The sequence below is a fragment of the Vibrio sp. E150_011 genome (genome assembly GCF_053544015.1).
This window is the reverse complement of sequence record NZ_JBHFOL010000015.1, coordinates 105,539-127,800: the sequence shown is the minus strand read 5'-3', so window position 1 is coordinate 127,800 and position 22,262 is coordinate 105,539. Positions and strand designations below refer to the sequence as shown.

Sequence of the window (22,262 nt, the reverse complement as noted above, 5' to 3'; positions counted from 1 at the left end):
TCCAACAGAACGATAATGATTGTTGACTGTGTGACAGTAAGCGAGCTCACTACCCTTAGGTCACGTGTTCATTGAAAACCATTTTACTTCCGAAGAAGTTGTTTATTTCTACTTTGCAGTAGAAGCAAACGTAATGATTATCATCAACAAGTGTCCACACAGATTGATATAGGTTTATATTTTTAAAGAGCATTTCTAACTCACTTGAAGCTAAGCTTCTCGTCGTTAGGGGTGCGAATCTTACGCTTCCCAGCTGGATAGTCAAGAGGTTTTTTCAAACTTTCTTTTTACCTTCCAGACCGACTCTTCTTTGTGACTTCCGTCTCATTCCGTGTCGATGAGGCGGCATTATAGAGATCACTCACTTGATGACAAGCCTTTTTTTGAAATTAATTCTCGTTTGCTTAAAATGCCATCAAAAGGCTGTTTTGCCGATAAAAATCCAACATTTGAAATACATCACATCAATTAATTGGAAAAATCCCTCTCAACTACGTAATATTCTTATATCTATTTATTAACGATAGATGCCATTATTCGCAATTAAGAAAAGTAGTATTTATATATGGATTCTAAAAAATCAATCTTTATGGTGATCGCAGTAGCTGTATTAGGGGGAATTATATTCTCTCAACTCGCGGTTTCACCAGCTCTCGCGTTTGTTATTGGTGTGGTTGCCACTTTTTTCGTCGTAAAGCTTTCCACCTCTGCACCTAAACAAGTATCCGAATCATCGAATTCCACTAAAACGCTCTATGTAGGGAATCTACCTTATAAAGCCAACGAATCTCACGTTAGAGATTTGTTTGGTGAATATGGTGAAGTCTTTGCCGTGAGATTAATGAAGGATAAAAGAACAGGAAAGCGCCGAGGCTTTGGGTTTGTTGTTATGGCAAGCTCTGATGTCGATGCCGCGATTAGTGCTATCAATGAGAAAGACTATATGCAGCGCACATTAAAAGTACGTGTTGCCAATGACCCTAAGCATCCTGAAGGGGAAATAATTGAATAGGTGGAAAGCCTAACAATTGTATTGCTTTATTTAGTGCCGCCTCCTCTTCAGGGGGCGCACTACAAAACATGGCCATCTCTCCCGCCTGTTTATATTGAATCCTATCTCCTAACAAACACTCCACTCTTCGTGCTATTGCTTCTCCAGAATCAATCAATTCAACATTATCACCCAGCGCAACCCCAATCTCCTCTTTTAATAAGGGAAAATGCGTACACCCCAATACAGCGACATCAATACAGCCATTGAGAGTAGATAGAATCTGGTTAACCTCCTCCTGCGCTATTTTCTCGCCTCTTAGCTTACTTTCCGCCAATTCAACCAAACGTGTAGATCCTAGTAATTTAACTTCTCTATCGGTAGAAAAGTCCCGAATAAGATCATGCGTGTATTGTCTAGTAATCGTCGCAGGGGTAGCAATCAAGGCCACCGCTGTCTTTGATAGCAATGACGCAGGTTTAATAGCAGGCACAACGCCTACAACAGGGGTAGAGGTTTGTTGACGTAAATGAGGTAACACAATAGTGCTCGCGGTATTACAGGCGATAACAATGATATCGACCGTTCTAGTGGTCAACATGCGCTTGATAAGCGTGCAGGTTCTATCGATTAAAGTCTCTTGACTCAATTCGCCGTACGGGTAGGCTTCGTTATCAAACAAATAGATGTAGTTTTCTAAAGGAAGTCGGGTATAAATTTCCTGAAAAACGGATAAGCCACCGACCCCAGAGTCAAAGATAAGGATATTTTTTCTATTTGTTAGATTCGACATCGCAATTAAACATTAATGAGGTTCTCATCAATCATACTGAGAACCATCAAGAGCGTAAACCAGGTAGTTTTCAATCTGACACTATTTTGTAGCGGAGATGACTAAATCGCTCCCCCGTCTCAATAGCGTCATACTGGAGAGTAATCGGCGTGGAAAAGTATCGAGAATTTACCACTAGGGTATGAAACTCTCCATCCTCTCCACAGGGATCAACATTTTTAGGCAGAGCGTCAATCAAATCACGAGAATAGACTTGCCCACATAACTCTTCAGGTAATACACCTCGATCTACTGTAACCATCACCGTCTCGATGCCACGCTGTATGATTTCATTCGCGAGATCATGGCTATCTTGCCCCAGCAATGGAAACACCGCTTCATAACCAGCAGGCTCAACATAGCTTTTGCGATAGTCGACAATGCCATTACAAAACATATCGCCAAACGCGATTCCGTCAACCATTAATCCCGAGGACTTTATACCTTGGATGACGAGGGATTGATAAATTTCATTCGAAGGGAAAACCTCTGGCAACTCAATCGCTACTAATGGCAAACCCAGTCTTTGTGCTTGCATCTTCACGACATTCAATGGCGTAACTTGAAATGGAACTTCGCCGTTCACATGAGTCGTGTACAAACCAACGACATGATAGTGCTCAGATTCGATTAAGCGTTCTAACGTTAACGTGGAGTCTTTGCCAGAAGACCAACTGATTATGACGTTTTTCATATCTTCTTTAACTACCTAGAAAAACCGCCTCTTTATCGGAGACGGTATCACTTATTAGAATTCGTACATCGCATTTACGTAGTAATTGCGCTCAGGTGTTTTATAACCACTGACCGTTTCGTACTCTTCGTTTAATAGGTTGCCAACTTTAGCACCAAGGCTAAGACCATTATCAAAATAGTAGGTTCCAGCAATATCTACTAGCGAATATGGGTCCAAGACATCCGTATTCGCAGCATCATTGTATCGCTTACCCTGGTACAAATAGCTAAGATCGAATCTCCATGACGCTATATTATACGACGCGTTCCATTTACCGCTATGACGCGCTCGTCTTACAAGATCCTTCCCTGTAGTTTCATCTTTTGCGTCGAGATAGTCGTATGAGACTTCATGAGTAATAGCACCAGTATCAAAACGGGTAACCACTTCAATGCCTTCAATTTTCGCCTTGTTAATATTGACGTTTGTTGAACCATTACTTGCGATCATTTCGTCTACGTTACTACGGTATGCGCCTAACCTAAATCCAAATAATGCTAACTCACCTTCCAAGGCAATTTCTGATGTCGAAGACTCTTCAGGTACGAGGTTTGGGTTACCTTCATAACACCCCCAAGGCCCACACTCTTTAGGCCAGTACAACTCGTTAAATGTAGGGGCTTTAAAAGCGGTACCGTGCATGGCAACAAACTTAAACTGGTCTGTGATATTAATACCACCACCTAATTGATAAGTGTTGTAGTTACCATAAGCACTATTGTCATCATGACGAACGTTACCTTCAAGAGAAAAACGGTCTTGATTGTATAAAGCTCCTAAAAACACAGCACCATTATCTCGGGTATCTTTGGTCATTGCTTTTGTTGTGTTATCGACTTTATCTTTATACCAATCAACGCCACCGATTAGGCTCAATTCACTGTTCACTTTAAGGTTATTATTCCAATTAACGGCGATTCGATTTGTAGATATCGTCCCTTCTTCAGCACCCTGACCATAGGATTTTGCTTTGTCTTGGTTACTCGTTAAAGCAAGTGATGAATCAAAGTTACTGCGTGTATATTCACTAGCAATGCTGACGCTATACAAATCACTGTCTGATTTATCAACACCAGTCCAAGGGTTATCAAACTCGACATTTTGCTTTTGATAGTAACCATTCGCTTTGAGTAGCCAATGTTGGTCCAATCTCTTACCCATATCCAATACTAAGTATTGGCTTGTGTACCCATCGTCATCGGCATCAATTGGATTAGAGCTCGTTGGTTGAATATTGTAGCCGTTACTGGCTTGATGGGTCGCCGTAAGATTAACCCAACCGTTTTGTGCATCACCTAGAGACAGCGTACCGCCTAGATTGTAGCTACCAAAACTGCCCGCTCCCATTTTAACTCGACTTGGAGAGCCGTTCTTATTTGTCGTGATAATGTTAACGACGCCACTCACCGCATCAGATCCATAAACGGCAGCACGAGCACCACGGATCACTTCTATCCGTTGCACACCATCCAGTGGGATTGCAGAAAGGTTTGCAGAACCCGTTGTGGCACTACCGATTCTGACGCCGTTGATTAATACTAACGTATTCTTGCTTGAACGACCTCGAATATACAATTCCGCATTTTGTCCAACCCCGCCTTGGTTCGCCACTTGCACACCTGGTAAGCGTCGTAATACTTCAGAGACGGATTTCGCTTGAATTGCATCTATTTGCTCTCGATCAACAATTTCTATTGGGGCAAGAACATCTTTAAGTTGTTGTTCAACACGGTTTGCTGTTACCACCATGGTTTCATTAGTGGATTGAGCACGTTCATTTGGGCTAGTAGCTTCTGCCAGTGAAAAAGAAGCATAAGAAGAGAGCGATGCAGCCACTGCTATCGCCAAAAAAGATTTGTTCATTTTTATATTATCCTAATCGCGTAAGTCCTTCCGAGCCGCTCACATTATTATTTGTTGAGTTAACGACCTGGTTGCTGGCAGGTATTCGGACTTGAGAGCACAAGACTAACCATCTTATCTACGACTCGACTTCCCGTAACTATCTACAGTGTCTAATGAGTTTTCGTTCTCTCTTACCGCTGCGCGTCAGTTCTGGATTTACACCAGATTCCCTATTACGTGAGGTTCCATTTAACATCTCACACCAGCTAGGTCGAAATGGTATTCACAGAATGGTTACTTGTCTATATCAGATTGAACTAACCTATAAATATCCTGTTTTATTGGTAAACAAGCATGGGAAAAACTGGACAACGACAGGAGATTGAATAAAATCTGCCCTCTTCATCAATACACATTACCGACGATAGGCAATTATCATGGCAAATCTCGACTTCACACCTGAAGGCTACCAAGTTCAGCTAGAAGAAAAAGCACAACGTTTAACTACGATGATGTCCCCGTACTCTGCGCCAGAACTTGAAATTTTTACGTCTCCAGAAAAGCATTATCGCATGCGTGCTGAATTTAGAATTTGGCATGAGGGTGACGACATGTACTACGTCATGTTTGACCAAGAAACTCGTCAAAAATATCGTGTTGACCAATTTCCTGCGGCAAGCCGACTCATCAATGATTTAATGCCTTTGCTAATAGAGGCGACGAAAGGTAACGACGCCCTAAGAAAAAAATTGTTCCAGGTCGATTTTCTATCCACCTTAAGCGGTGAGGTATTAGTTTCACTACTGTACCATCGCCAACTAGATGAAGAATGGAAACAAGAAGCGACAGCATTAAAGCAGCGTTTGAATGATGAAGGATTCAAGCTCAACCTAATTGGTCGCGCACGAAAAATGAAAATCGTCCTTGATCAAGACTATGTGCTCGAAACGCTTCAGGTGCATGACAAACCTTTTACCTATCAACAGGTAGAAAATAGCTTCACTCAGCCTAACGGCCCTGTGGCTCAAAAAATGTTGGAATGGGCCGTTGATTGTACTCAAGAAAGCTCCGGTGATCTGTTAGAGCTTTATTGTGGTAACGGTAACTTCTCATTAGCACTTGCTCAGAACTTTGAACGCGTATTAGCGACTGAGCTTGCTAAACCTTCGGTGGATTCAGCGCAGTTCAATATCGCGGCTAATAAAATTGATAACGTACAGATTGTTCGTATGTCAGCTGAAGATTTTACTGAAGCGATGGAAGGTAAACGGGAGTTTCGCCGCTTAAAGCAACAAAACATCGACCTAAAAAGCTATAATTGCAATACCATTTTCGTTGATCCACCACGCTCTGGAATGGATATCGACACCTGTAAAATGGTCCAAGGCTATGAACGAATTCTCTACATATCTTGTAATCCAGACACACTGAAAGACAACCTTGATGTCCTCAGTGAAACCCATACGATTACTCGCTTTGCGCTATTCGATCAATTCCCGTTCACACACCACACCGAGGCCGGTGTCATGCTAGAACGGAAAACAAAATAATAAATTTTGAGCAAAAAAAAACGAGCCGTACGGCTCGTTTTTTTATTTGCGTGTATTTTTTAAGCTTCTTTCATGATGTAGCCGAGCTTCTTACCGATCCAGAACAACAACACGAGAACAACAATAATCGCGAAAAAGTTCCCACCGGCATCCGGGTACTGAGCTTTAGTAAATGCTGAATGACCAAAAGCACCCACAAAGAATGCGGCTAAACCAACCATTGGAAAGTCTTCAGGGATTGGGTTCTTTAAATACTCTTGATACAGAGCTTGCAGTGATAGCACGAGTGCGATCAAAGGAAAAATAGAGAATACTACTTCGCTAATCGTCAACCAAGACAACATCGCGTTACCACACATACCAGCAATCAACGCCAATACGAGTGTTTTTTTACCGCTGTTATTACTTTCAGAGGAAATTTCTTTAGACATTAGTTCGACCCTTCTTTTAGACGGTTTCGTTCACGTTCTTTACGATACCAGTATGCGCCCTTGGCCACGATTCTTAGTTGGACAATCAACCTTTCAGCGAGTTCATATCTTTCCACCTTACTCAGATCTAGAGCCTCGGCGCCAGAGCTGAATACCAAAATAACCGATGCTTCAGCTTGAGCAAACGCCTCATCACGGTCCATTCCTGTGCTGACCAAATACTCGGTCAGCTCGGCAGAAAAATGCTGCATTTCCCTCACTACTGCTGCACGGAATTCAAACGATGTTCCCGAACGCTCTCTTAACAACAGTCGAAAGACGTTTGGACTACTCGCGATGAACTCCATGAAGGTTTCAACCGAGGTGCGAATCACACTGCCTTCTTTGACAATACGTTGCCGTGCTTGTCGCATTAACTGCCTAAGCAGCAAGCCTCCTTCGTCTACCATGGTGAGACCCAGTTCATCCATGTCTTTGAAGTGGCGATAAAAAGAAGTTGGTGCAATCCCCGCTTCTCGAGCCACTTCGCGCAAGCTCAAATTCGAAAAACTGCGGTCAGCACTGAGCTGGCTGAAAGCAGCATCAATCAATGAACGACGCGTTTTTTCTTTTTGTTGTGCACGGATTCCCATTGATTTCATGTTTAACCTAGGTGTACTTGTTGTTTACCATTTATAACGGTAATCGTGGGAGAGCCAATAATATAGCGCGAATAGCCACTTTGTATAAGTGTCGATAAAGGGATTTTTGCCAAAACCTTTTACATATCTCACATCACTTTGTAAGCAATCGCAACTCGGTTACGCTCAATATTAAAATATCTGAATACGTGTCATGCTGTCATTTAGGCGTAAAGTCCGTGATCACTCACACTGTATCGCCTTTGGTTCATTTACCTACGTTAATAATACGTTAGAATCCCGATAACATAAATTTACGTAATGTTAATTACCAATATCGTTCATCATCTTGGATTAACGCCCCCCCTCCCACTCATCAGCAGTCTTTCACACGAGAAGGGGATAGGCTTGGTATTATTAGCAAAAAGAGGATTACTTTATGAGTCGCTCCAAACACTTTGATGCCATTGTTATTGGTAGTGGTCCAGGTGGCGAAGGTGCCGCTATGGGTTTGACCAAGGCAGGTCTAAACGTCGCGATCATAGAAAAAGAAGCAAGTGTCGGCGGTGGTTGTACACACTGGGGGACTATCCCATCTAAAGCACTCCGTCATGCCGTGAGTCGTATTATCGAATTCAATAGCAACCCACTGTTTTGCCATAACAATACCAGCTTGCACTCAACATTTTCCAATATTCTCGGTCACGCCAAATCGGTGATCGATAAACAGACCCGTTTACGTCAAGGATTTTACGACCGCAACGAATGCAGTCTTCTATTTGGCACGGCACGTTTTCTTGACGAAAAAACATTAGAAGTCACCAAGAAAGACGGCACTATCGATTCTTACACTGCCGACAAATTTGTTATCGCAACCGGTTCACGCCCTTATCGACCAAGTGATGTCGACTTTGATCACTCACGCATCTATGACAGTGATTCCATTTTGTCTCTGGAACACGACCCACGCCATATCATTATCTATGGCGCTGGCGTTATTGGTTGTGAATATGCCTCCGTATTCCGAGGCCTGGGTGTCAAGACAGACCTCATCAATACACGAGATCGACTACTGGCATTTCTCGACAATGAAATGTCTGACTCTTTATCATATCACTTTTGGAACAGTGGCATGATGATTCGCAATGACGAAACCTATGCGAAAATAGAGGGTACCGAAGATGGCGTTGTCGTACACCTAAATTCAGGTAAAAAGATGCGAGCCGATTGCATCTTATTTGCCAACGGACGGACTGGTAATACCGATGCCCTTAATCTATCTTCAGTGGGTTTGACGCCGGATTCTCGTGGGCAATTAAAGGTAGACGGAAACTATCAGACAGAAATCGATAATATCTATGCCGTAGGAGATGTCATTGGCTATCCAAGCCTTGCCAGTGCCGCCTATGATCAAGGTCGATTTGTCGCCCAAGCCATTACACAAGGCGAAGCTGAGGGTACCCTTATCGAGGATATTCCAACCGGGATCTATACGATTCCAGAGATCAGCTCAGTGGGTAAAACCGAGCAAGAGTTAACGGAAGCAAAAGTACCGTATGAAGTGGGACGCTCTTCATTCAAACACCTTGCTCGAGCACAGATTGCGGGTAAGGATATCGGCAGTTTAAAGATACTATTCCATAGAGAAACCAAAGAAATATTGGGCATACATTGTTTTGGTGAGCGTGCTGCAGAGATCATTCATATTGGACAAGCCATTATGGAACAAAAAGGTGACGCGAATACCATCGAGTATTTTGTGAATACCACATTTAACTACCCGACGATGGCTGAAGCCTACCGGGTTGCAGCGCTCAATGGTTTAAACCGTTTATTCTAAATACAAACAACCCAAACTGCATTTAGATCATGATAGGACGAAAGCTATTTCGTCCTATCTCCTTCCTCCAAGATACCCAGCTAACCCTTTATCTATAAGGCATCGAATCAATAATAGCTAAGCCTCGAGAAACTCGCCTTTACGCCACTGTAGTATAAAGATCATGGCTAACCCTACGCCTCTCATCAGCATAAAACTGAGCATTGAGAACCATAGTGCGTGGTTGCCCCAGCCTGAAAAAAGCGCAAACATAGCAAAGAAGCAGCAGGTTGCGATAAACATACTATTACGCATCTCTCGCCCTTTGGTTGCTCCGATAAATATGCCATCAAATAGAAAACACCACATCGACACAAGCGGCATCGCTATTAGCCAAGGGAGATAATGTTGAGCCTGAAGCTGAACGGTATCAATGGAGGTGATCATCGCAATCAAGCTTGCACCAAAAAGCCAAAAGAGTAGGGTTAACACGCAACAGATCACTAAACTCCAGAAAAAAGTACCGATTAACGACTCAACCAGTTCACCGCGATTCCGCGCCCCCATCGCTTTGCCGACCATCGCTTCCATCGCATAGGCGAACCCATCCATGCCATAAGAAATAATCATGAGAAAACTCATTAACACCGCATTGGCCGCCACGATATCATCGCCAAACGCAGCGCCTTGGAAGGTCATAAAGCTGAACGTCGCTTGCAAGCATAGTGAACGTAAAAATATATCTCGGTTGAGCCGTACAAATCGCGCTAGGTCCTGCGTAGCTTCTGTATATAAAGAAACCAACGTTGGTAGATTTTGGGCTTTCCATGTCTTGCGAACACACAATAAGCCAAATAAACAGCCACTATAATCGGCAATCACCGAGGCCAATGCCGCCCCCTCCACTTGCCATTCAAAACCAATCACAAAAATGACATCAAGCACAATATTGACGACATTCGTAATCAGTACCATCCACATTGGCGCTTTGGCGTTTTGCGTCCCAAGTAACCAACCTAAAAGCACAAAGTTCATCAATGCGGCAGGCGCGCTCCAGGCTCGAACCACAAAGTATTGAGCGCCATAATGCTTAACCTGTTCACTCGCGCTGCTTAATGAAAAAACAGCATCTGACACCCAAGAATGAAACAGCAAGAAAATGGCGGCAAAACCTAGGGCCATCACGCTGCCTTGCACAAAAACTAGGGCGAGTTGACGCTGATCTTGACCACCAAACGCTTGCGCAGTTAACCCTGTCGTGGACATTCGAAGAAAACCAAGCAACCAGAATGTCACGCTGATCATCGTACTGCCTAAAGCGACACCGCCTAGGTACCAAGCGTGTTCGAGGTGACCAATGACCGCCGCGTCCACCAAGCCGAGTAATGGGACCGTGATATTAGACAGCACCATAGGTATAGCAAGTAAGAGTACTCTGCGATGCAAGTCGAGATGAAACAAAGAATGGAAGGGATTGGACGGCACGTCGACCTCGATACCTCACCATGTTTTGAGCAATCATGGTGAATAAACACAATAAAGGTGCTTATGGTATCGCTAAACGCACGTTGTAAACAGGGCGAACAACTTTAATTCCTTTCACGTTTACCAATGAATATTGACCACATTAGGCGTAAGTCGATTTTTATAATTAGGTAACTTAGCCAATATTCTTTGCCAGCGACTCCAGCGCTGACAGTGCTGGTCGATAGGTGAAACTAAGATTGCGCGATGGATCCAGGGTAACCAATTCAGTAGTGACTGAGTCGCATTTTTAAAGCCATGAGCGTAATCTTCACAGCCCATTTTCATACCTAAACGGCTCTGACTATGATCGCCCGCTAACACGACACATGCTTGTGCATGTTGAAAATGACAACCGATCGATTGAATAAAATGAGCGACTCGATTCTCTCTGCGATCAAGTAATGCCTGTTCACATACCACTAATATTGGCTGAGATTGTTCATTTGGTAGTTCTTGCAACCATGACATGTCATCAATCGAGCCGCACATAAGTTGGTAGCGCTCACTTCGATGGAATAAGCGCTGACGCCAAACTAAATGCTCATTGGTATCAATCTCAATCCATCGGCAACGGCCGTTGTCGAGTCGATAAAAGCGCGTATCTAATCCAGCACCAACGTTTATCACCCACCCATTAGGATTTACTTCTAAAAAGCGCTTAACGTGTAAATCGCAAACCTGCGTTAATGTTGCATGTAATAGCTGGCTTTGATCAATATTCCCAGATAGGCAATCCGATGCAAGATGACAACGACGACACGCGTATGACGCGATGGGATCGTAGACTAGCCCATCGTCTAACAAGCTTTCACGACTTCTGAACCATAATGGCCTCAGTAATTTTGCCGGAACATTCAGATGTTTACTTTCGGGTTGCTTGGTCGTTCTCATTTGTCACCCTCCATAGAGATGAAAATGATAATCGATATCAACAATTGTCGCAAGTTAAATGATATAAACTCTCATTTAACTTATTGGAGACGTAAAAAAAGCGACAGAATAACCTGTCGCTTTCTATCGCCAGATGGCGAAACCGGTCAGCATTGACTAATGCCTCACAAATATCCATTTATTATTATTGCTTCCACTGCTAATTCTTGTTGGTCATCGTCCTGATGCGTTTTCGTAATCCCTAGCAAAACCATCTGCGAGAGTTCTTCCTAAACCCTGTCCCTAATATTTCTCAACCGTGAGATAGGTTACCATCCGTGTCAACTTGAACTCCAAGTCCAAGTTCTCCATCTATTCTTCTTAGCTTCCAAGCCAAGCATCCCTGGTCGTCTTCATGACGCCTAATCCTTGTGCCGACGTCCTGTCGACAGCGATTAATTTACTAGAACACTCAATGAAAACAACCTGCACAAAAGAATTCACACTTTCAATTCTAAAATAAAAAAAAGAAATCTTATAATTCATAACGTTAAAATAAGCGCTTACTTTTAGACGAAGAAACTATGGCGAATGTCGCACAAAGTCTCCAGATAAATGGCCTTTCTTTACTCATGACAAAGAGTGTGGATTAATGCTCAAGCTCACAAAAGCACAAAGCCCTTCAAGAGAAGGGCTTTGTGTGCTCGGATACTGGCAATAAAAGAAACAAACGTTGGACTACTGTTTTCTAACCTAGAGTGTTCGAAACGATGTCAAACTGTCGGTTAATGCAGGCCACCAACGTATTTCGACAACGTTGTAATATCTTCGTCGTTCAATTTTTTTGCGATATCTCGCATCATAGCATTCATATCGTTTTCTCGATCGCCGCTACGGAATTTTTCTAACTGAGATTGAATGTAATCAGCATGTTGCCCAGAGATCTTTGGAAAACCTGAAAGTTCAGTGCCATTCCCTCTTGGTCCATGACAAGCAATACAAGCCGTAATCCCACGTTCTGCATCGCCTGCCGTATACAAGGTTTTACCTTGTGCAACCACATTTTCGGGAGTGCTGTTGGCAGAGATTGGCATCGACGCATAATACGCGGCCAAATCAGACATGTCCTCTTCAGATAATGGCATTGCCATTGCACCCATTACAGGTTCATAACGGCCTTGCTTACCCGCACTCGTCATACCTAGCTTTAGGTCTTTTAATTGCTTTTCGATGTATTTTGCATGCTGACCGGCGATTTTAGGGTACATCGCCAACTGACTATTACCGTCAGCACCATGACACGCAACACAGGTTTGAGATTTTGCTTTACCAGCTTCAATATTACCTTCAGCCCATACTGAACAGCTGGCTACAAGGCTCAAGATTAGCGCTAATTTTTTCATGACATTCCATTATAATTATTAAGCTTCCAGTACCACTATCCATCAGAGTTACGTCGTTATTATTATTCGTTTGACGAGCAAAATAAGGTAACTCGGGCAATTAACACCGTTCATGGTACAATGTGTGGCCATATGCCGAGCACGGTTATTTTACACAATTTCACAAAAAAGTAATCAATCGACTACACAAAGTCGAGATGGAGTTAACAGTGAGCGTAAAAATTCATTATCAAAACACGCATTTCATAACAAGTGCGCCCGATATCCGTCATTTGCCAGAAGATGAAGGTATCGAAATTGCGTTTGCAGGACGCTCCAACGCAGGTAAGTCAAGTTCGTTGAATCGACTCACCAACCAAAGAAGTTTAGCAAAAACCAGTAAAACACCTGGTCGTACTCAGCTTATTAACCTTTTCAAAGTGGATGAAGGGTGTCATATCGTCGATCTACCGGGTTATGGCTTTGCACAAGTCCCGTTGGAATTGAAAAAGAAGTGGCAGCGATCGCTAGGTGAATACTTACAAAAGCGTAAATCCCTAAAAGGATTGGTTGTACTCATGGATATTCGCCATCCAATGAAAGATCTCGACCAACAACTTATTGTTTGGGCCGTTGAGTCTAATATCCCTGTCCAAGTTTTGTTAACAAAAGCAGACAAGCTAAAAAGTGGGGCTCGCAACGCTCAGATACTTAAGATTCGAGAGCAAGCTGAAGCGACATTTGACGGCGATGTTCAGGTAGATGGATTTTCGTCATTAAAAGGCTTAGGTGTCGAACAACTACGTCGTAAGCTTGATACCTGGTTTGCGCCAGCATTTGAGGTGATAGCAGAGGATGAAGAATTAGATCAAAACGAAGCGTCGCAATCAGAAGATTGAAGCGTGTAAAAAGCACAATGCGAACAACGTATTTTGCGAAGTAAACCCATACGATAGAAACAAAACGCCCCGCCGTCCTGGCAGGGCAATGGGAGAGAGAAGATTTAGTTATTGTTTGATGCAAGAGTCCATCAAAATAGCTATTTATTCAATTCAAAGGTCTGCAAAGTGTGACCTCTTCAACTCTCCCTATTTACATCCTGCCTTTATCAAACTCAAAAAATAAAAACTTATTTCAACATATTCAATGCGTTAATAATTTAACCACTAAAAATCACGTAACTTGATTTCAATCTGAAATTATTAAAAGTGTGAAGGTTGTTTAATTACAGGAATAACTGAGCTTGTAAAAGGAGATGAATAGTAAAACAAGGTGAAGGCATGAAAGATAATGGGATTATTTTTCTTTCGCACAAGAAAAAACGCCCCAGTCAAATGCTGACTGGGGCGGCTGAATCAGCCTAATCCAATAACGTGAAACAAAAGGTCTGAAAGATAGAACATCTTACCTCTGTACCCTACGCAACCAATGTACAACAACTGATCTAAAAATGAAACTAATTTTGTAGTTTATTTTCATTATAGTTTTATTAACACACCGAATATTTTCTCTTTAAATAACTTTATTATTGATAGAAAAAAGCCAGCGTTTGTGCGCTGGCTCATGAATTACGCTAGAAATTGCTCAATAATTGACTAGTGAGCCTGATCCCAGTTATCACCATGACCACTATCCGCGACAAGAGGCACCGCTAAGTCTGCTGCAGATTCCATCAACTTTTGTATTTTACTTTCAATTTCGCCTAAGAATGACGATTCTACTTCAAATACCAGTTCATCATGAACCTGCATTAGAATTCGAACTTTACCATCACCCTCATTTTCTACCCATTCATCAACCAGTAGCATTGCCTTTTTAATGATATCGGCTGCCGTGCCTTGCATCGGTGCGTTTATCGCTGCACGCTCAGCCGCTTTACGTCGCATCGCATTACGAGATTTAATCTCGGGAAGATGCAGACGACGACCAAAAATAGTTTCAACATAACCATTCTCAGATGCAGCCGAGCGAGTGTCTTCCATATATTGCATCACACCAGGATAGCGCTCAAAGTACGTATCCATATATTCTTGGGCTTCTCGACGAGGGATACCTAACTGTTTAGATAATCCAAACGCACTCATTCCATAAATAAGGCCAAAGTTAATGGCTTTTGCTCGGCGACGCTGTTCAGTCGAGACGTTCTCAATATCCACACCAAGAATCTCAGCAGCGGTTGCAGCATGGATATCCTTACCATGTTTAAAGGCATCTAAAAGAGCCGGATCTCCAGATAAATGCGCCATAATTCTCAATTCAATTTGGGAATAATCGACCGCGAGAATTTTCCACCCATGCGGAGCCACAAATGCTTGGCGAATACGACGTCCTTCTTCATTCCTAATAGGGATATTCTGTAGATTTGGATCGGTGGAGGATAAACGCCCCGTCGCGGTGACGGCCTGATGGTATGAGGTATGAACCCTTCCCGTTTCAGCATTAATCATTTTTGGTAACTTATCGGTATAAGTCGATTTTAGTTTTGCCAGTCCACGATACTCTAAGATCAACTTTGGTAATGGATAGTCTAGGGCCAACTCTTGTAATACTTCTTCATTCGTCGAAGCGGCACCTGACGGCGTTTTCTTAATTACAGGTAACGCCATTTTTTCAAATAAAATCGCTTGCAGTTGTTTTGGCGAACTCAGGTTGAACTCTTGTCCTGCCACTTCATAGGCTTCTTTTTCTAATTCATCCAGCCTAAGCGCCAATTCTTGAGATTGAGCACCTAGCAGCATGTCATCAACCAGTACGCCGGTTCTCTCAATGCGAGACAGTACAGGGACTAATGGAACTTCTATTTCTTTATAGATACGTTGCAAGGCTTCATTTTTTTCTAGTTCAGCATTCAAACGCTGGTGAAGTCTAAGCGTTACATCAGCATCCTCTGCGGCATAAGGAGAGGCTACATCTAATTCTATTTGATTGAATGTCAGTTGGGATTTGCCTTTACCTGCCACTTGCTCGAATGAAATGCAGCTATGTTGTAGGAATCTTAATGCCAAACTATCCATGTCGTGCTTACCACCGACACTGTTGTACACATAAGACGCGAGCATCGTATCAAACTCAATGCCCTTGAGTTCAATATCGTAACGCGCTAATACACTCGCATCGTACTTTAGATTTTGACCGACTTTCTTTAGACTCTCATCCTCAAGTAACGGCTTAAGCTGGGCAAGCACCCAATCACGATCAAGTTGCTCTGGCGCACCCATATAGTCATGAGCCACAGGCAGGTAAGCGGCAACGCCTTCTTCTGTCGCAAAGGACAAGCCTATAAGATTCGCGACCATATAATTTAAGCTGTCAGTTTCGGTATCAATAGCGAATACAGGGCAGGATTTTAATTTTTCAATCCAGACTGCAAACTGCTCTTGCGTCAAAATGGTCTCGTAACGGCTACGATCGACCGTCACCGCAGACACATCCATCTCGGATTCTGCCTGAGTAGAAGACGGGTTTGAGCGATTTGCTGCGCTCCCATCCGCCACCACTTCACCTGTCCCGCCTTCCAGCAGTTCATTCAACCACGATTTAAAAGTCAACTGGGCAAAAAGCGCCGTCAACTCATCGGTATGAGGGGTCTGTTTTAATAACTCTTCCGGTTTATAGTCAAGCTCAACATCCAGCTTAATCGTGGCCAGGTCATAAGACAGCGTTGCATTTTCTTTATGTTCAATAAGCTTTTTAGCCATGGTTTTAGAGCCACGGAAGCCTAACGCTGCAATATCATCAAGGCGCTCATAAATATGCTTGATACTACCGATACCTTGCAATAAAGCCGTCGCTGTTTTATCCCCCACCCCAGGAATACCTGGTATGTTATCGACCTTATCCCCCATTAGGGCAAGGTAATCGATGATCAATTCAGGTGGAATACCAAATTTTTCGATGACACCTTCCGTATCCATCACGACATTAGTCATGGTATTGATCAACGTGACGTTTTCATCAACCAGCTGCGCCATATCTTTATCACCAGTACTTATTAATACTGGCATACCGGCTTGGGAAGCTTGGTGAGCCAACGTACCAATCACATCATCGGCCTCGACACCCGGGACACAAATTAACGGTAGGCCCATCGCTCGAATCACGTTGTGTAGGGGTTCGATCTGGCAACGAAGATCATCCGGCATTGGCGGTCGGTTAGCCTTGTACTCAGGATACATTTCATCACGAAATGTTTTACCTTTAGCATCAAACACAACAGCAATGCGATCAGAAGCAAACTGGCGCATCATGCTTCGCAGCATATTCACTACACCATAAACCGCATTCGTTGGTATCTCACCGTTACTCATGGTTTCAGGGTAAGCGTGGAATGCACGATAAAGATAAGAAGAGCCATCAATGAGAATCAGCGGGTTGTCTGGTATATGAGCCATGTCTAGTCATCCAAGATTGGGGGATTTCGTATAAGGATGCCACGTCTGTTTATACTATGCTACGACCTTTCACTGGTTAGATACACAGCGCTAGAATTTTACTCTCTCCAACGGTGCTAAGAACTGTGGATAAGTCTGTTTATAGTGTTGTTAACGTAAAAGAATAACTTTGCGAGCACTTACAAAAACACATCGTAAGTACATGTTTTAAAAGAACAATAATACAGATCAAAGCTGGTCAATATGATCCTCTGTGGATCACGTAATGTGGAAAACCATTTTGAAGGTAAACCTTAGTAGGTAGGATAATGTGCTGAGGAGCATTGCTGATAGAACGAGCAATTTTTAGATAGAAAAAAAGCGACATCATAGATGTCGCCTAGCACAATTGAAGGAGGGGTATCTCTAATTTGAGACCAACTACCCAACCAAACGCTATAAATACACTGGAAGCAATGTGAGCAATGTCGTGTCAAAAAAGAATCCAACTCATGATTTTTGAGTACTACTGCATAATGCGGTGAGGGCTCAGTAAAGCAAAAAGTGTTTCCCCTTAAGACAAGATAATAGTAATCGTTCTCATTTAAGTCGTCAAGCTTTAACTGCGAATAATTATCACTTACTGTCATTGCTCACATCGAATAGACATTTACTAAACATAATCCGCGATTCAACAAGTGGGGTTCTCTTATCAACCCCTTCAATTAGATAGCCATTTTTAAGCAATAAGCGCAGCATAGAAGGATACTGGTTGCGTGATTTAACCGTTATCTTCTTGTATTCATGCTCCTTTACCCACTTTTCCTGGTAGTCCAAGAGGGCTTGTGCGACGCCACGGTGACGAGCGTGGCGAGCGACACCACCAAACCAGCTATAAAATATCGTCGAATCAATCTCATAACCGATCTTAAATCCTAGTAATTGCCCATCATGTTCAGCGACAAGAACCAAACCACGTTTATTGCCAAGGCGAGACTGCAAACTTATCACGGTTTCCTTGTGAACAAACTCGTCCACGTTTTCAACAACCGACACAACCTCAGCTAAGCTTCCTTCACGAACTAACATTTCGACCTCGATAAAAAAAGGCCAGCAAATGCCGACCTTTTCCAGACTATTTGTCATTAACTAACGAAGATGAGAACTTGCCTCACCATTTTCTTCTGCAAGCCACTCTGCCACGTCTTTGGCAAAATAAGTTAAAATGCCATCGGCACCCGCTCGCTTAAAACACACTAAGGATTCCAGCACGGTTTCGCGCTCTTTAAGCCAACCATTTTCAATTGCCGCTTTGTGCATCGCGTACTCACCAGACACCTGATAAGCAAACGTCGGGACTTGTAATTCACTTTTCACGCGACGGACGATATCTAAGTATGGCATGCCGGGCTTCACCATTACCATATCAGCGCCTTCATTGATATCCATTGCCACTTCGTGCAACGCCTCATCACTGTTCGCGGGATCCATCTGGTAGTTTTTCTTGTCGCCACCCTTCAAATTTGAGGCTGAACCGACTGCATCACGAAATGGCCCATAATAGTTAGACGCATACTTGGCTGAGTACGCCATAATTTGGGTGTGAATATAACCGGCGTCTTCTAACGCTTCACGAATTCGTCCAATACGGCCATCCATCATATCCGATGGGGCCACAACATCCGCCCCCGCCTCAGCGTGAGACAAAGCCTGCTTAATAAGAACTTCTGTCGTTTCATCGTTCTGAACATAGCCACTTTCATCAATAATGCCATCTTGGCCATGCGTGGTGAACGGATCAAGCGCCACATCGGTAATCACCCCCATGTCAGGCACATTTTGCTTGAGCAGTTTAACGGCTCTTTGAACAAGTCCTTCTGGGTTATAAGCTTCCGCGGCGCAAATGCTTTTGGCATCTTGGTTCACAACAGGGAACAAAGCAATCGCAGGCACACCCAACTTGGCGAGGTACTCGGCCTCTTCTAGCATCAAGTCGATAGATAAACGCTCGACACCCGGCATGGATTCCACCGATTCACGACGATTTTTTCCCATTAAAATAAACATAGGATAAATTAGATCATCTACTGAAATCTGGTTTTCCGCCATCAAACGACGGCTAAAATCGTGCTTGCGCAAACGGCGCATACGTCTTGCTGGAAATTGACCTTGAATCGATACAGACACCTTGCTCTCCTTGTCTGGAAAATGCGAAAACTAAGCATATCACTCTCAACTCATCATGCTAGTAGTAAAACAGCAAAATGCTCATCCAAAACGACAACCTAACGTCCGATCCGCTCATCGATTTTTGTTAGCGTCACTTGTGTATATACTTACGCTATTATTTACACACTTAAGCAGCCTTTTAATGATCGATACCCACGCCCACATATACGCAGAAGAATTTGATGCTGATAGAGACGATGTTGTAAAGCGCGCTCTCGCAGCAGGTGTAAAACAAATATTGCTACCCAATATTGACCTCAACTCAATAAAACCGATGCTTGAAACTGAAGCCGCCTACCCATCGGTATGTCGCTCCATGATGGGATTGCACCCTTGTTATGTCGATGGCAACGTGAAAGAGACCTTGAATGAGATTCTGGGCTGGTTTGATAAACACAATTTTATCGCTGTGGGGGAGATTGGTATCGACCTATACTGGGACAAGACCTACAAGGCTGAGCAAGAATATGCTTTTATCACTCAGTTAAACTGGGCAAAAGAACGCGGCCTTCCTGTTGTGATTCACACTCGAGACTCAATTGAAGAGACCCTAACGTTATTAAAAAAAGAGCAAGACGGCACACTGCAAGGCGTCTTCCACTGTTTTGGTGGGAGCCTAGAAGAAGCCAAAGCGATCAACGCTCTCGGTTTTCATTTAGGGTTAGGGGGGGTATCAACATTTAAAAATTCTGGAATGGATAAGGTTATCCCTGAATTGGATATGGACTGGGTCATCCTTGAAACAGATTGTCCATATTTAGCGCCAGTTCCTCATCGCGGAAAACGTAATGAACCGGCTTATACGTCGTTGGTTTTAGAACGTATTGCGCAATGTCGTGATACCGATACCTCATCACTAATCGTTACAACGACAAACAATGCTAAAGCGCTTTTTAAGTTGTAACGATATCGACTAATACTGAATGTGCATTCTCTAAACCATTCGATTCACTCTAGCCAGAACACATAGGTATTAAATCAACCTGTATTCCTAAACGAACGGTCGATACAGGTTGTTTCTTTGCCAACCGATAAACAAAAATAAGTTATTTTCCCTTCGAACACACCCTATTTCCATCTCTAAGTAAAGTCATCATGTCATAGCCTTAAAACTCAAAAATGCCCTTAACTATGTGACTAGTCACACAAATATTGCAAGTTTACATTTAAGTTATATTAAATCGTGACATTGCTTCAATTTTGATATTCTCTTGATGCACTGCCATTAGTAGAATATACGTCCTAATCCAAGCCTCAAAAAGCTAAGCTTGTGCCCTATCGAAATTAAAGGAATAAATCATGTGTAAACACGGAGTTTTATTACAACGACACAAACGAACTTTGTGGCAAAGGCTAAAAGGCATCAAAGAAATTTATGTTTGTACGGCTTGTGGATACAAGATTATTATCTAGGCAGTGTCTCATCGACAGCAATCATACACAGCCTATCCAACCGTTCCTGGGTAGATACGCCACCCGAACAAACCGTAACTCACATCATGTTCTTAACGTTCTGCGGATATCGCACCAGAGAATAAAAAAACGGCCATTCGGCCGTTTTTTTATTCTTCTTCTTGCTCATCGAGGTCATCTTTTTTACGGGTATAAAATCTCGCAAAAAATAACCCAACCTCAAACAGCAGACACATAGGGATCGCGAGCAACGTTTGAGAGATCAAATCTGGAGGCGTGAGCATCATACCCACAACAAATGCCCCAACCACAATATAAGGGCGTTTCTCTTTCAGACTTTCCACATCGGTTGCGCCAGTCCAACACAATAGAATGATCGCGACAGGCACTTCAAATGCGATACCAAAGGCCAAAAAGAGCGCCAAGACAAAATCGAGGTAACTCGAAATATCCGTTGCAAAATCAACACCATCAAGAGAGATAGCGGTAAAGAAACTAAAGACAAGTGGAAAAACAACAAAATACGCAAAAGCAACGCCGCAGTAAAAAAGCAACGAGCTAGAAAACATCAGTGGCATCACCAAGCGTCTCTCATGCTTATACAAGCCAGGAGCAACAAACGACCAGACCTGATGCAAAATAAACGGGACTGCGATAAAAACAGAGGCGACTAACGTCAGTTTTAATGGCGTAAAGAATGGTGAGGCAACATCCGTAGCGATCATCGTTGCGCCAGCAGGCAAGCGCTCAACTAAAGGTTTAGACACGAAATCATAGATATCGCCAGAAAAATAAATTAAGCAGAGAAAAACAACCAATACCGATGCAATGGCACGTAACAGTCGATTTCTCAGTTCAAGTAAATGACTGATCAAAGGTTGCGTCTGTTCGACGGTAGACATGAGAACCTCAAAGAAATAGGAAGATGACTAAGTATGGGCGATCTTCGATATACAAAAAAATAAGGGCGAATCATCCGCCCCTATTCAACTTTTTTATCTGGAGACTCATTTTCCGCAGGCTTAACATCAGCAGCCACTGAAGATGCTTCCTCAGTGGTTTCCACCTTATCTTTCGCATAAGGACGAGTGACGTCTTGTGCTGCACGCTTTAATTCTTCTACAGAACTTTTAAGTTCTGGAGACAGGTCTTCCATGCCCATTTTTTCAGCTTTACGCAAATTGTCTTGTAACTCTTGAACCTTCAACTCATGTGAAAGTTCATCTTTGACATTATTTGCCATGCTCTTTGCTGAACTAATAAAGCGAGAAACACTGCGAATTGCCGTGGGTAAACGCTCAGGTCCGAGGACAACTAAACCAACCACAGATATGAGTACCAGTTCCCAAAAACCGATATCAAACACAGATTAACCCTGCTCTTTGTCTTTCTTAGTTTCCATTGGTTCTGCTTGAGCCTCTGTTTTTTGTTGCTCAAGATTCTTTGGTTCAAAATCCGCATCGTTTTCTTTGGATTTTGCTGAAGATTTCTCTGAAGACTCTTCTTCACTCATTGCTTTTTTGAAACCTTTGACTGCACCACCTAAGTCACCACCAATACCGCGTAGTTTCTTGGTGCCAAATAGCAATACAACGATGACAGCAATAATAAGAAGTTGCCAGATACTAATACCACCCATTTTCTTTA

The 22,262-nt window shown here is 42.9% G+C and carries 20 protein-coding genes and 1 riboswitch; of the genes, 5 read left to right on the top strand and 15 right to left on the bottom strand.

The features are described from left to right. The first annotated feature begins 565 nt into the window (after positions 1–565). A complete protein-coding gene (locus ACE1OE_RS19325; protein WP_102470933.1) occupies positions 566–1,012 on the top strand; it encodes an RNA recognition motif domain-containing protein in 447 nt (148 codons plus the stop codon). Here ACE1OE_RS19325 and murI read toward each other — a convergent pair. From murI to ACE1OE_RS19310, 3 genes are all read right to left on the bottom strand, one after another. Continuing rightward, positions 981–1,784: a glutamate racemase gene (gene murI, locus ACE1OE_RS19320; protein ID WP_449211992.1), complete on the bottom strand. Its 804-nt coding sequence runs from the start codon at positions 1,782–1,784 to the stop codon at positions 981–983. The genes ACE1OE_RS19325 and murI overlap by 32 nt on opposite strands. 70 nt (positions 1,785–1,854) lie before the next feature. After that, a complete protein-coding gene (locus ACE1OE_RS19315) occupies positions 1,855–2,517 on the bottom strand; it encodes a Dph6-related ATP pyrophosphatase (protein WP_449211991.1) in 663 nt (220 codons plus the stop codon). Positions 2,518–2,571: 54 nt separating this feature from the next. Next, entirely contained in the window at positions 2,572–4,422 is a 1,851-nt protein-coding gene (locus ACE1OE_RS19310; protein WP_449211990.1) for a TonB-dependent receptor domain-containing protein, read from the bottom strand. A gap of 59 nt (positions 4,423–4,481) precedes the next feature. Further along, positions 4,482–4,686: riboswitch (cobalamin riboswitch) on the bottom strand. A gap of 155 nt (positions 4,687–4,841) precedes the next feature. On the opposite strand from ACE1OE_RS19310, the gene trmA reads away from it, so the two are divergent. Next, a complete protein-coding gene (trmA, locus tag ACE1OE_RS19305) occupies positions 4,842–5,954 on the top strand; it encodes a tRNA (uridine(54)-C5)-methyltransferase TrmA (RefSeq protein WP_449211989.1) in 1,113 nt (370 codons plus the stop codon). Positions 5,955–6,013: 59 nt separating this feature from the next. Here trmA and ACE1OE_RS19300 read toward each other — a convergent pair whose 3' ends face one another. Both ACE1OE_RS19300 and fabR read right to left on the bottom strand, forming a co-directional pair. After that, the gene (locus tag ACE1OE_RS19300; RefSeq protein WP_102470928.1) at positions 6,014–6,385 is read right to left on the bottom strand and encodes a YijD family membrane protein; all 372 of its coding nucleotides are present in this window, start codon (positions 6,383–6,385) and stop codon (positions 6,014–6,016) included. Next, positions 6,385–7,026 carry an HTH-type transcriptional repressor FabR gene (gene fabR / locus ACE1OE_RS19295; RefSeq protein WP_102470927.1) on the bottom strand — a complete coding sequence of 214 codons (642 nt, stop codon included), beginning with the start codon at positions 7,024–7,026 and terminating at the stop codon, positions 6,385–6,387. The genes ACE1OE_RS19300 and fabR overlap by 1 nt, the downstream gene beginning before the upstream one ends. A gap of 418 nt (positions 7,027–7,444) precedes the next feature. Between fabR and sthA the strand changes: the two genes are divergently transcribed. Continuing rightward, a complete protein-coding gene (sthA, locus tag ACE1OE_RS19290; protein ID WP_449211988.1) occupies positions 7,445–8,845 on the top strand; it encodes a Si-specific NAD(P)(+) transhydrogenase in 1,401 nt (466 codons plus the stop codon). Positions 8,846–8,962: 117 nt separating this feature from the next. Here the strand turns inward: sthA and dinF are convergent, their stop codons facing one another. The 3 genes from dinF to ACE1OE_RS19275 all read right to left on the bottom strand — a co-directional run bounded on the left by dinF (position 8,963) and on the right by ACE1OE_RS19275 (position 12,624). Next, positions 8,963–10,309 carry an MATE family efflux transporter DinF gene (gene dinF / locus ACE1OE_RS19285; RefSeq protein WP_449211987.1) on the bottom strand — a complete coding sequence of 449 codons (1,347 nt, stop codon included), beginning with the start codon at positions 10,307–10,309 and terminating at the stop codon, positions 8,963–8,965. Positions 10,310–10,429: 120 nt separating this feature from the next. Beyond that, positions 10,430–11,242, bottom strand: coding sequence for a class I SAM-dependent methyltransferase (locus ACE1OE_RS19280; RefSeq protein ID WP_372062766.1), 813 nt, complete (start codon positions 11,240–11,242; stop codon positions 10,430–10,432). A gap of 764 nt (positions 11,243–12,006) precedes the next feature. Continuing rightward, positions 12,007–12,624 (bottom strand): c-type cytochrome, encoded by a 618-nt coding sequence (locus ACE1OE_RS19275; RefSeq protein WP_102470923.1) that lies wholly within the window; start codon positions 12,622–12,624, stop codon positions 12,007–12,009. Between the two features lie 197 nt (positions 12,625–12,821). Here ACE1OE_RS19275 and yihA point away from each other — a divergent pair, with 197 nt between their 5' ends. Continuing rightward, the gene (yihA, locus tag ACE1OE_RS19270) at positions 12,822–13,502 is read left to right on the top strand and encodes a ribosome biogenesis GTP-binding protein YihA/YsxC (RefSeq protein ID WP_198593073.1); all 681 of its coding nucleotides are present in this window, start codon (positions 12,822–12,824) and stop codon (positions 13,500–13,502) included. Positions 13,503–13,958: 456 nt separating this feature from the next. Here the strand turns inward: yihA and ACE1OE_RS19265 are convergent, their stop codons facing one another. The 4 genes from ACE1OE_RS19265 to hemB all read right to left on the bottom strand — a co-directional run bounded on the left by ACE1OE_RS19265 (position 13,959) and on the right by hemB (position 19,160). Further along, on the bottom strand, positions 13,959–14,006 hold the full coding sequence (locus ACE1OE_RS19265) for a hypothetical protein (protein WP_438356636.1): 48 nt from the start codon (positions 14,004–14,006) through the stop codon (positions 13,959–13,961). Positions 14,007–14,198: 192 nt separating this feature from the next. After that, positions 14,199–16,994, bottom strand: coding sequence for a DNA polymerase I (polA, locus tag ACE1OE_RS19260; RefSeq protein ID WP_449211986.1), 2,796 nt, complete (start codon positions 16,992–16,994; stop codon positions 14,199–14,201). A 615-nt stretch (positions 16,995–17,609) separates the two neighbouring features. Continuing rightward, positions 17,610–18,062 (bottom strand): GNAT family N-acetyltransferase, encoded by a 453-nt coding sequence (locus tag ACE1OE_RS19255; RefSeq protein ID WP_449211985.1) that lies wholly within the window; start codon positions 18,060–18,062, stop codon positions 17,610–17,612. Positions 18,063–18,122: 60 nt separating this feature from the next. After that, positions 18,123–19,160 carry a porphobilinogen synthase gene (gene hemB / locus ACE1OE_RS19250; protein ID WP_449211984.1) on the bottom strand — a complete coding sequence of 346 codons (1,038 nt, stop codon included), beginning with the start codon at positions 19,158–19,160 and terminating at the stop codon, positions 18,123–18,125. A gap of 184 nt (positions 19,161–19,344) precedes the next feature. Between hemB and ACE1OE_RS19245 the strand changes: the two genes are divergently transcribed. Continuing rightward, the gene (locus tag ACE1OE_RS19245) at positions 19,345–20,106 is read left to right on the top strand and encodes a TatD family hydrolase (protein ID WP_449211983.1); all 762 of its coding nucleotides are present in this window, start codon (positions 19,345–19,347) and stop codon (positions 20,104–20,106) included. Positions 20,107–20,764: 658 nt separating this feature from the next. Here the strand turns inward: ACE1OE_RS19245 and tatC are convergent. The 3 genes from tatC to tatA form a co-directional block, all read right to left on the bottom strand. Further along, a complete protein-coding gene (gene tatC / locus ACE1OE_RS19240) occupies positions 20,765–21,517 on the bottom strand; it encodes a twin-arginine translocase subunit TatC (RefSeq protein WP_372062771.1) in 753 nt (250 codons plus the stop codon). Between the two features lie 80 nt (positions 21,518–21,597). Beyond that, positions 21,598–21,981 carry a Sec-independent protein translocase protein TatB gene (gene tatB, locus ACE1OE_RS19235; protein WP_102470919.1) on the bottom strand — a complete coding sequence of 128 codons (384 nt, stop codon included), beginning with the start codon at positions 21,979–21,981 and terminating at the stop codon, positions 21,598–21,600. A 3-nt stretch (positions 21,982–21,984) separates the two neighbouring features. Further along, on the bottom strand, positions 21,985–22,254 hold the full coding sequence (tatA, locus tag ACE1OE_RS19230; protein ID WP_102470918.1) for a Sec-independent protein translocase subunit TatA: 270 nt from the start codon (positions 22,252–22,254) through the stop codon (positions 21,985–21,987). Positions 22,255–22,262: the final 8 nt, after the last annotated feature.

Excerpts from the sequence above, each read along its gene's own strand:
- ACE1OE_RS19255 (WP_449211985.1), bottom strand. The coding sequence starts at position 18,062 with ATGTTAGTTCGTGAAGGAAGCTTAGCTGAGGTTGTGTCGGTTGTTGAA.
- ACE1OE_RS19275 (WP_102470923.1), bottom strand. The coding sequence starts at position 12,624 with ATGAAAAAATTAGCGCTAATCTTGAGCCTTGTAGCCAGCTGTTCAGTA.
- fabR (WP_102470927.1), bottom strand. The coding sequence starts at position 7,026 with ATGAAATCAATGGGAATCCGTGCACAACAAAAAGAAAAAACGCGTCGT.
- sthA (WP_449211988.1), top strand. The coding sequence starts at position 7,445 with ATGAGTCGCTCCAAACACTTTGATGCCATTGTTATTGGTAGTGGTCCA.
- ACE1OE_RS19280 (WP_372062766.1), bottom strand. The coding sequence starts at position 11,242 with ATGAGAACGACCAAGCAACCCGAAAGTAAACATCTGAATGTTCCGGCA.
- ACE1OE_RS19310 (WP_449211990.1), bottom strand. The coding sequence starts at position 4,422 with ATGAACAAATCTTTTTTGGCGATAGCAGTGGCTGCATCGCTCTCTTCT.
- tatC (WP_372062771.1), bottom strand. The coding sequence starts at position 21,517 with ATGTCTACCGTCGAACAGACGCAACCTTTGATCAGTCATTTACTTGAA.
- tatA (WP_102470918.1), bottom strand. The coding sequence starts at position 22,254 with ATGGGTGGTATTAGTATCTGGCAACTTCTTATTATTGCTGTCATCGTT.
- ACE1OE_RS19325 (WP_102470933.1), top strand. The coding sequence starts at position 566 with ATGGATTCTAAAAAATCAATCTTTATGGTGATCGCAGTAGCTGTATTA.
- trmA (WP_449211989.1), top strand. The coding sequence starts at position 4,842 with ATGGCAAATCTCGACTTCACACCTGAAGGCTACCAAGTTCAGCTAGAA.
- ACE1OE_RS19315 (WP_449211991.1), bottom strand. The coding sequence starts at position 2,517 with ATGAAAAACGTCATAATCAGTTGGTCTTCTGGCAAAGACTCCACGTTA.
- yihA (WP_198593073.1), top strand. The coding sequence starts at position 12,822 with ATGGAGTTAACAGTGAGCGTAAAAATTCATTATCAAAACACGCATTTC.
- ACE1OE_RS19245 (WP_449211983.1), top strand. The coding sequence starts at position 19,345 with ATGATCGATACCCACGCCCACATATACGCAGAAGAATTTGATGCTGAT.
- polA (WP_449211986.1), bottom strand. The coding sequence starts at position 16,994 with ATGGCTCATATACCAGACAACCCGCTGATTCTCATTGATGGCTCTTCT.
- ACE1OE_RS19300 (WP_102470928.1), bottom strand. The coding sequence starts at position 6,385 with ATGTCTAAAGAAATTTCCTCTGAAAGTAATAACAGCGGTAAAAAAACA.
- murI (WP_449211992.1), bottom strand. The coding sequence starts at position 1,784 with ATGTCGAATCTAACAAATAGAAAAAATATCCTTATCTTTGACTCTGGG.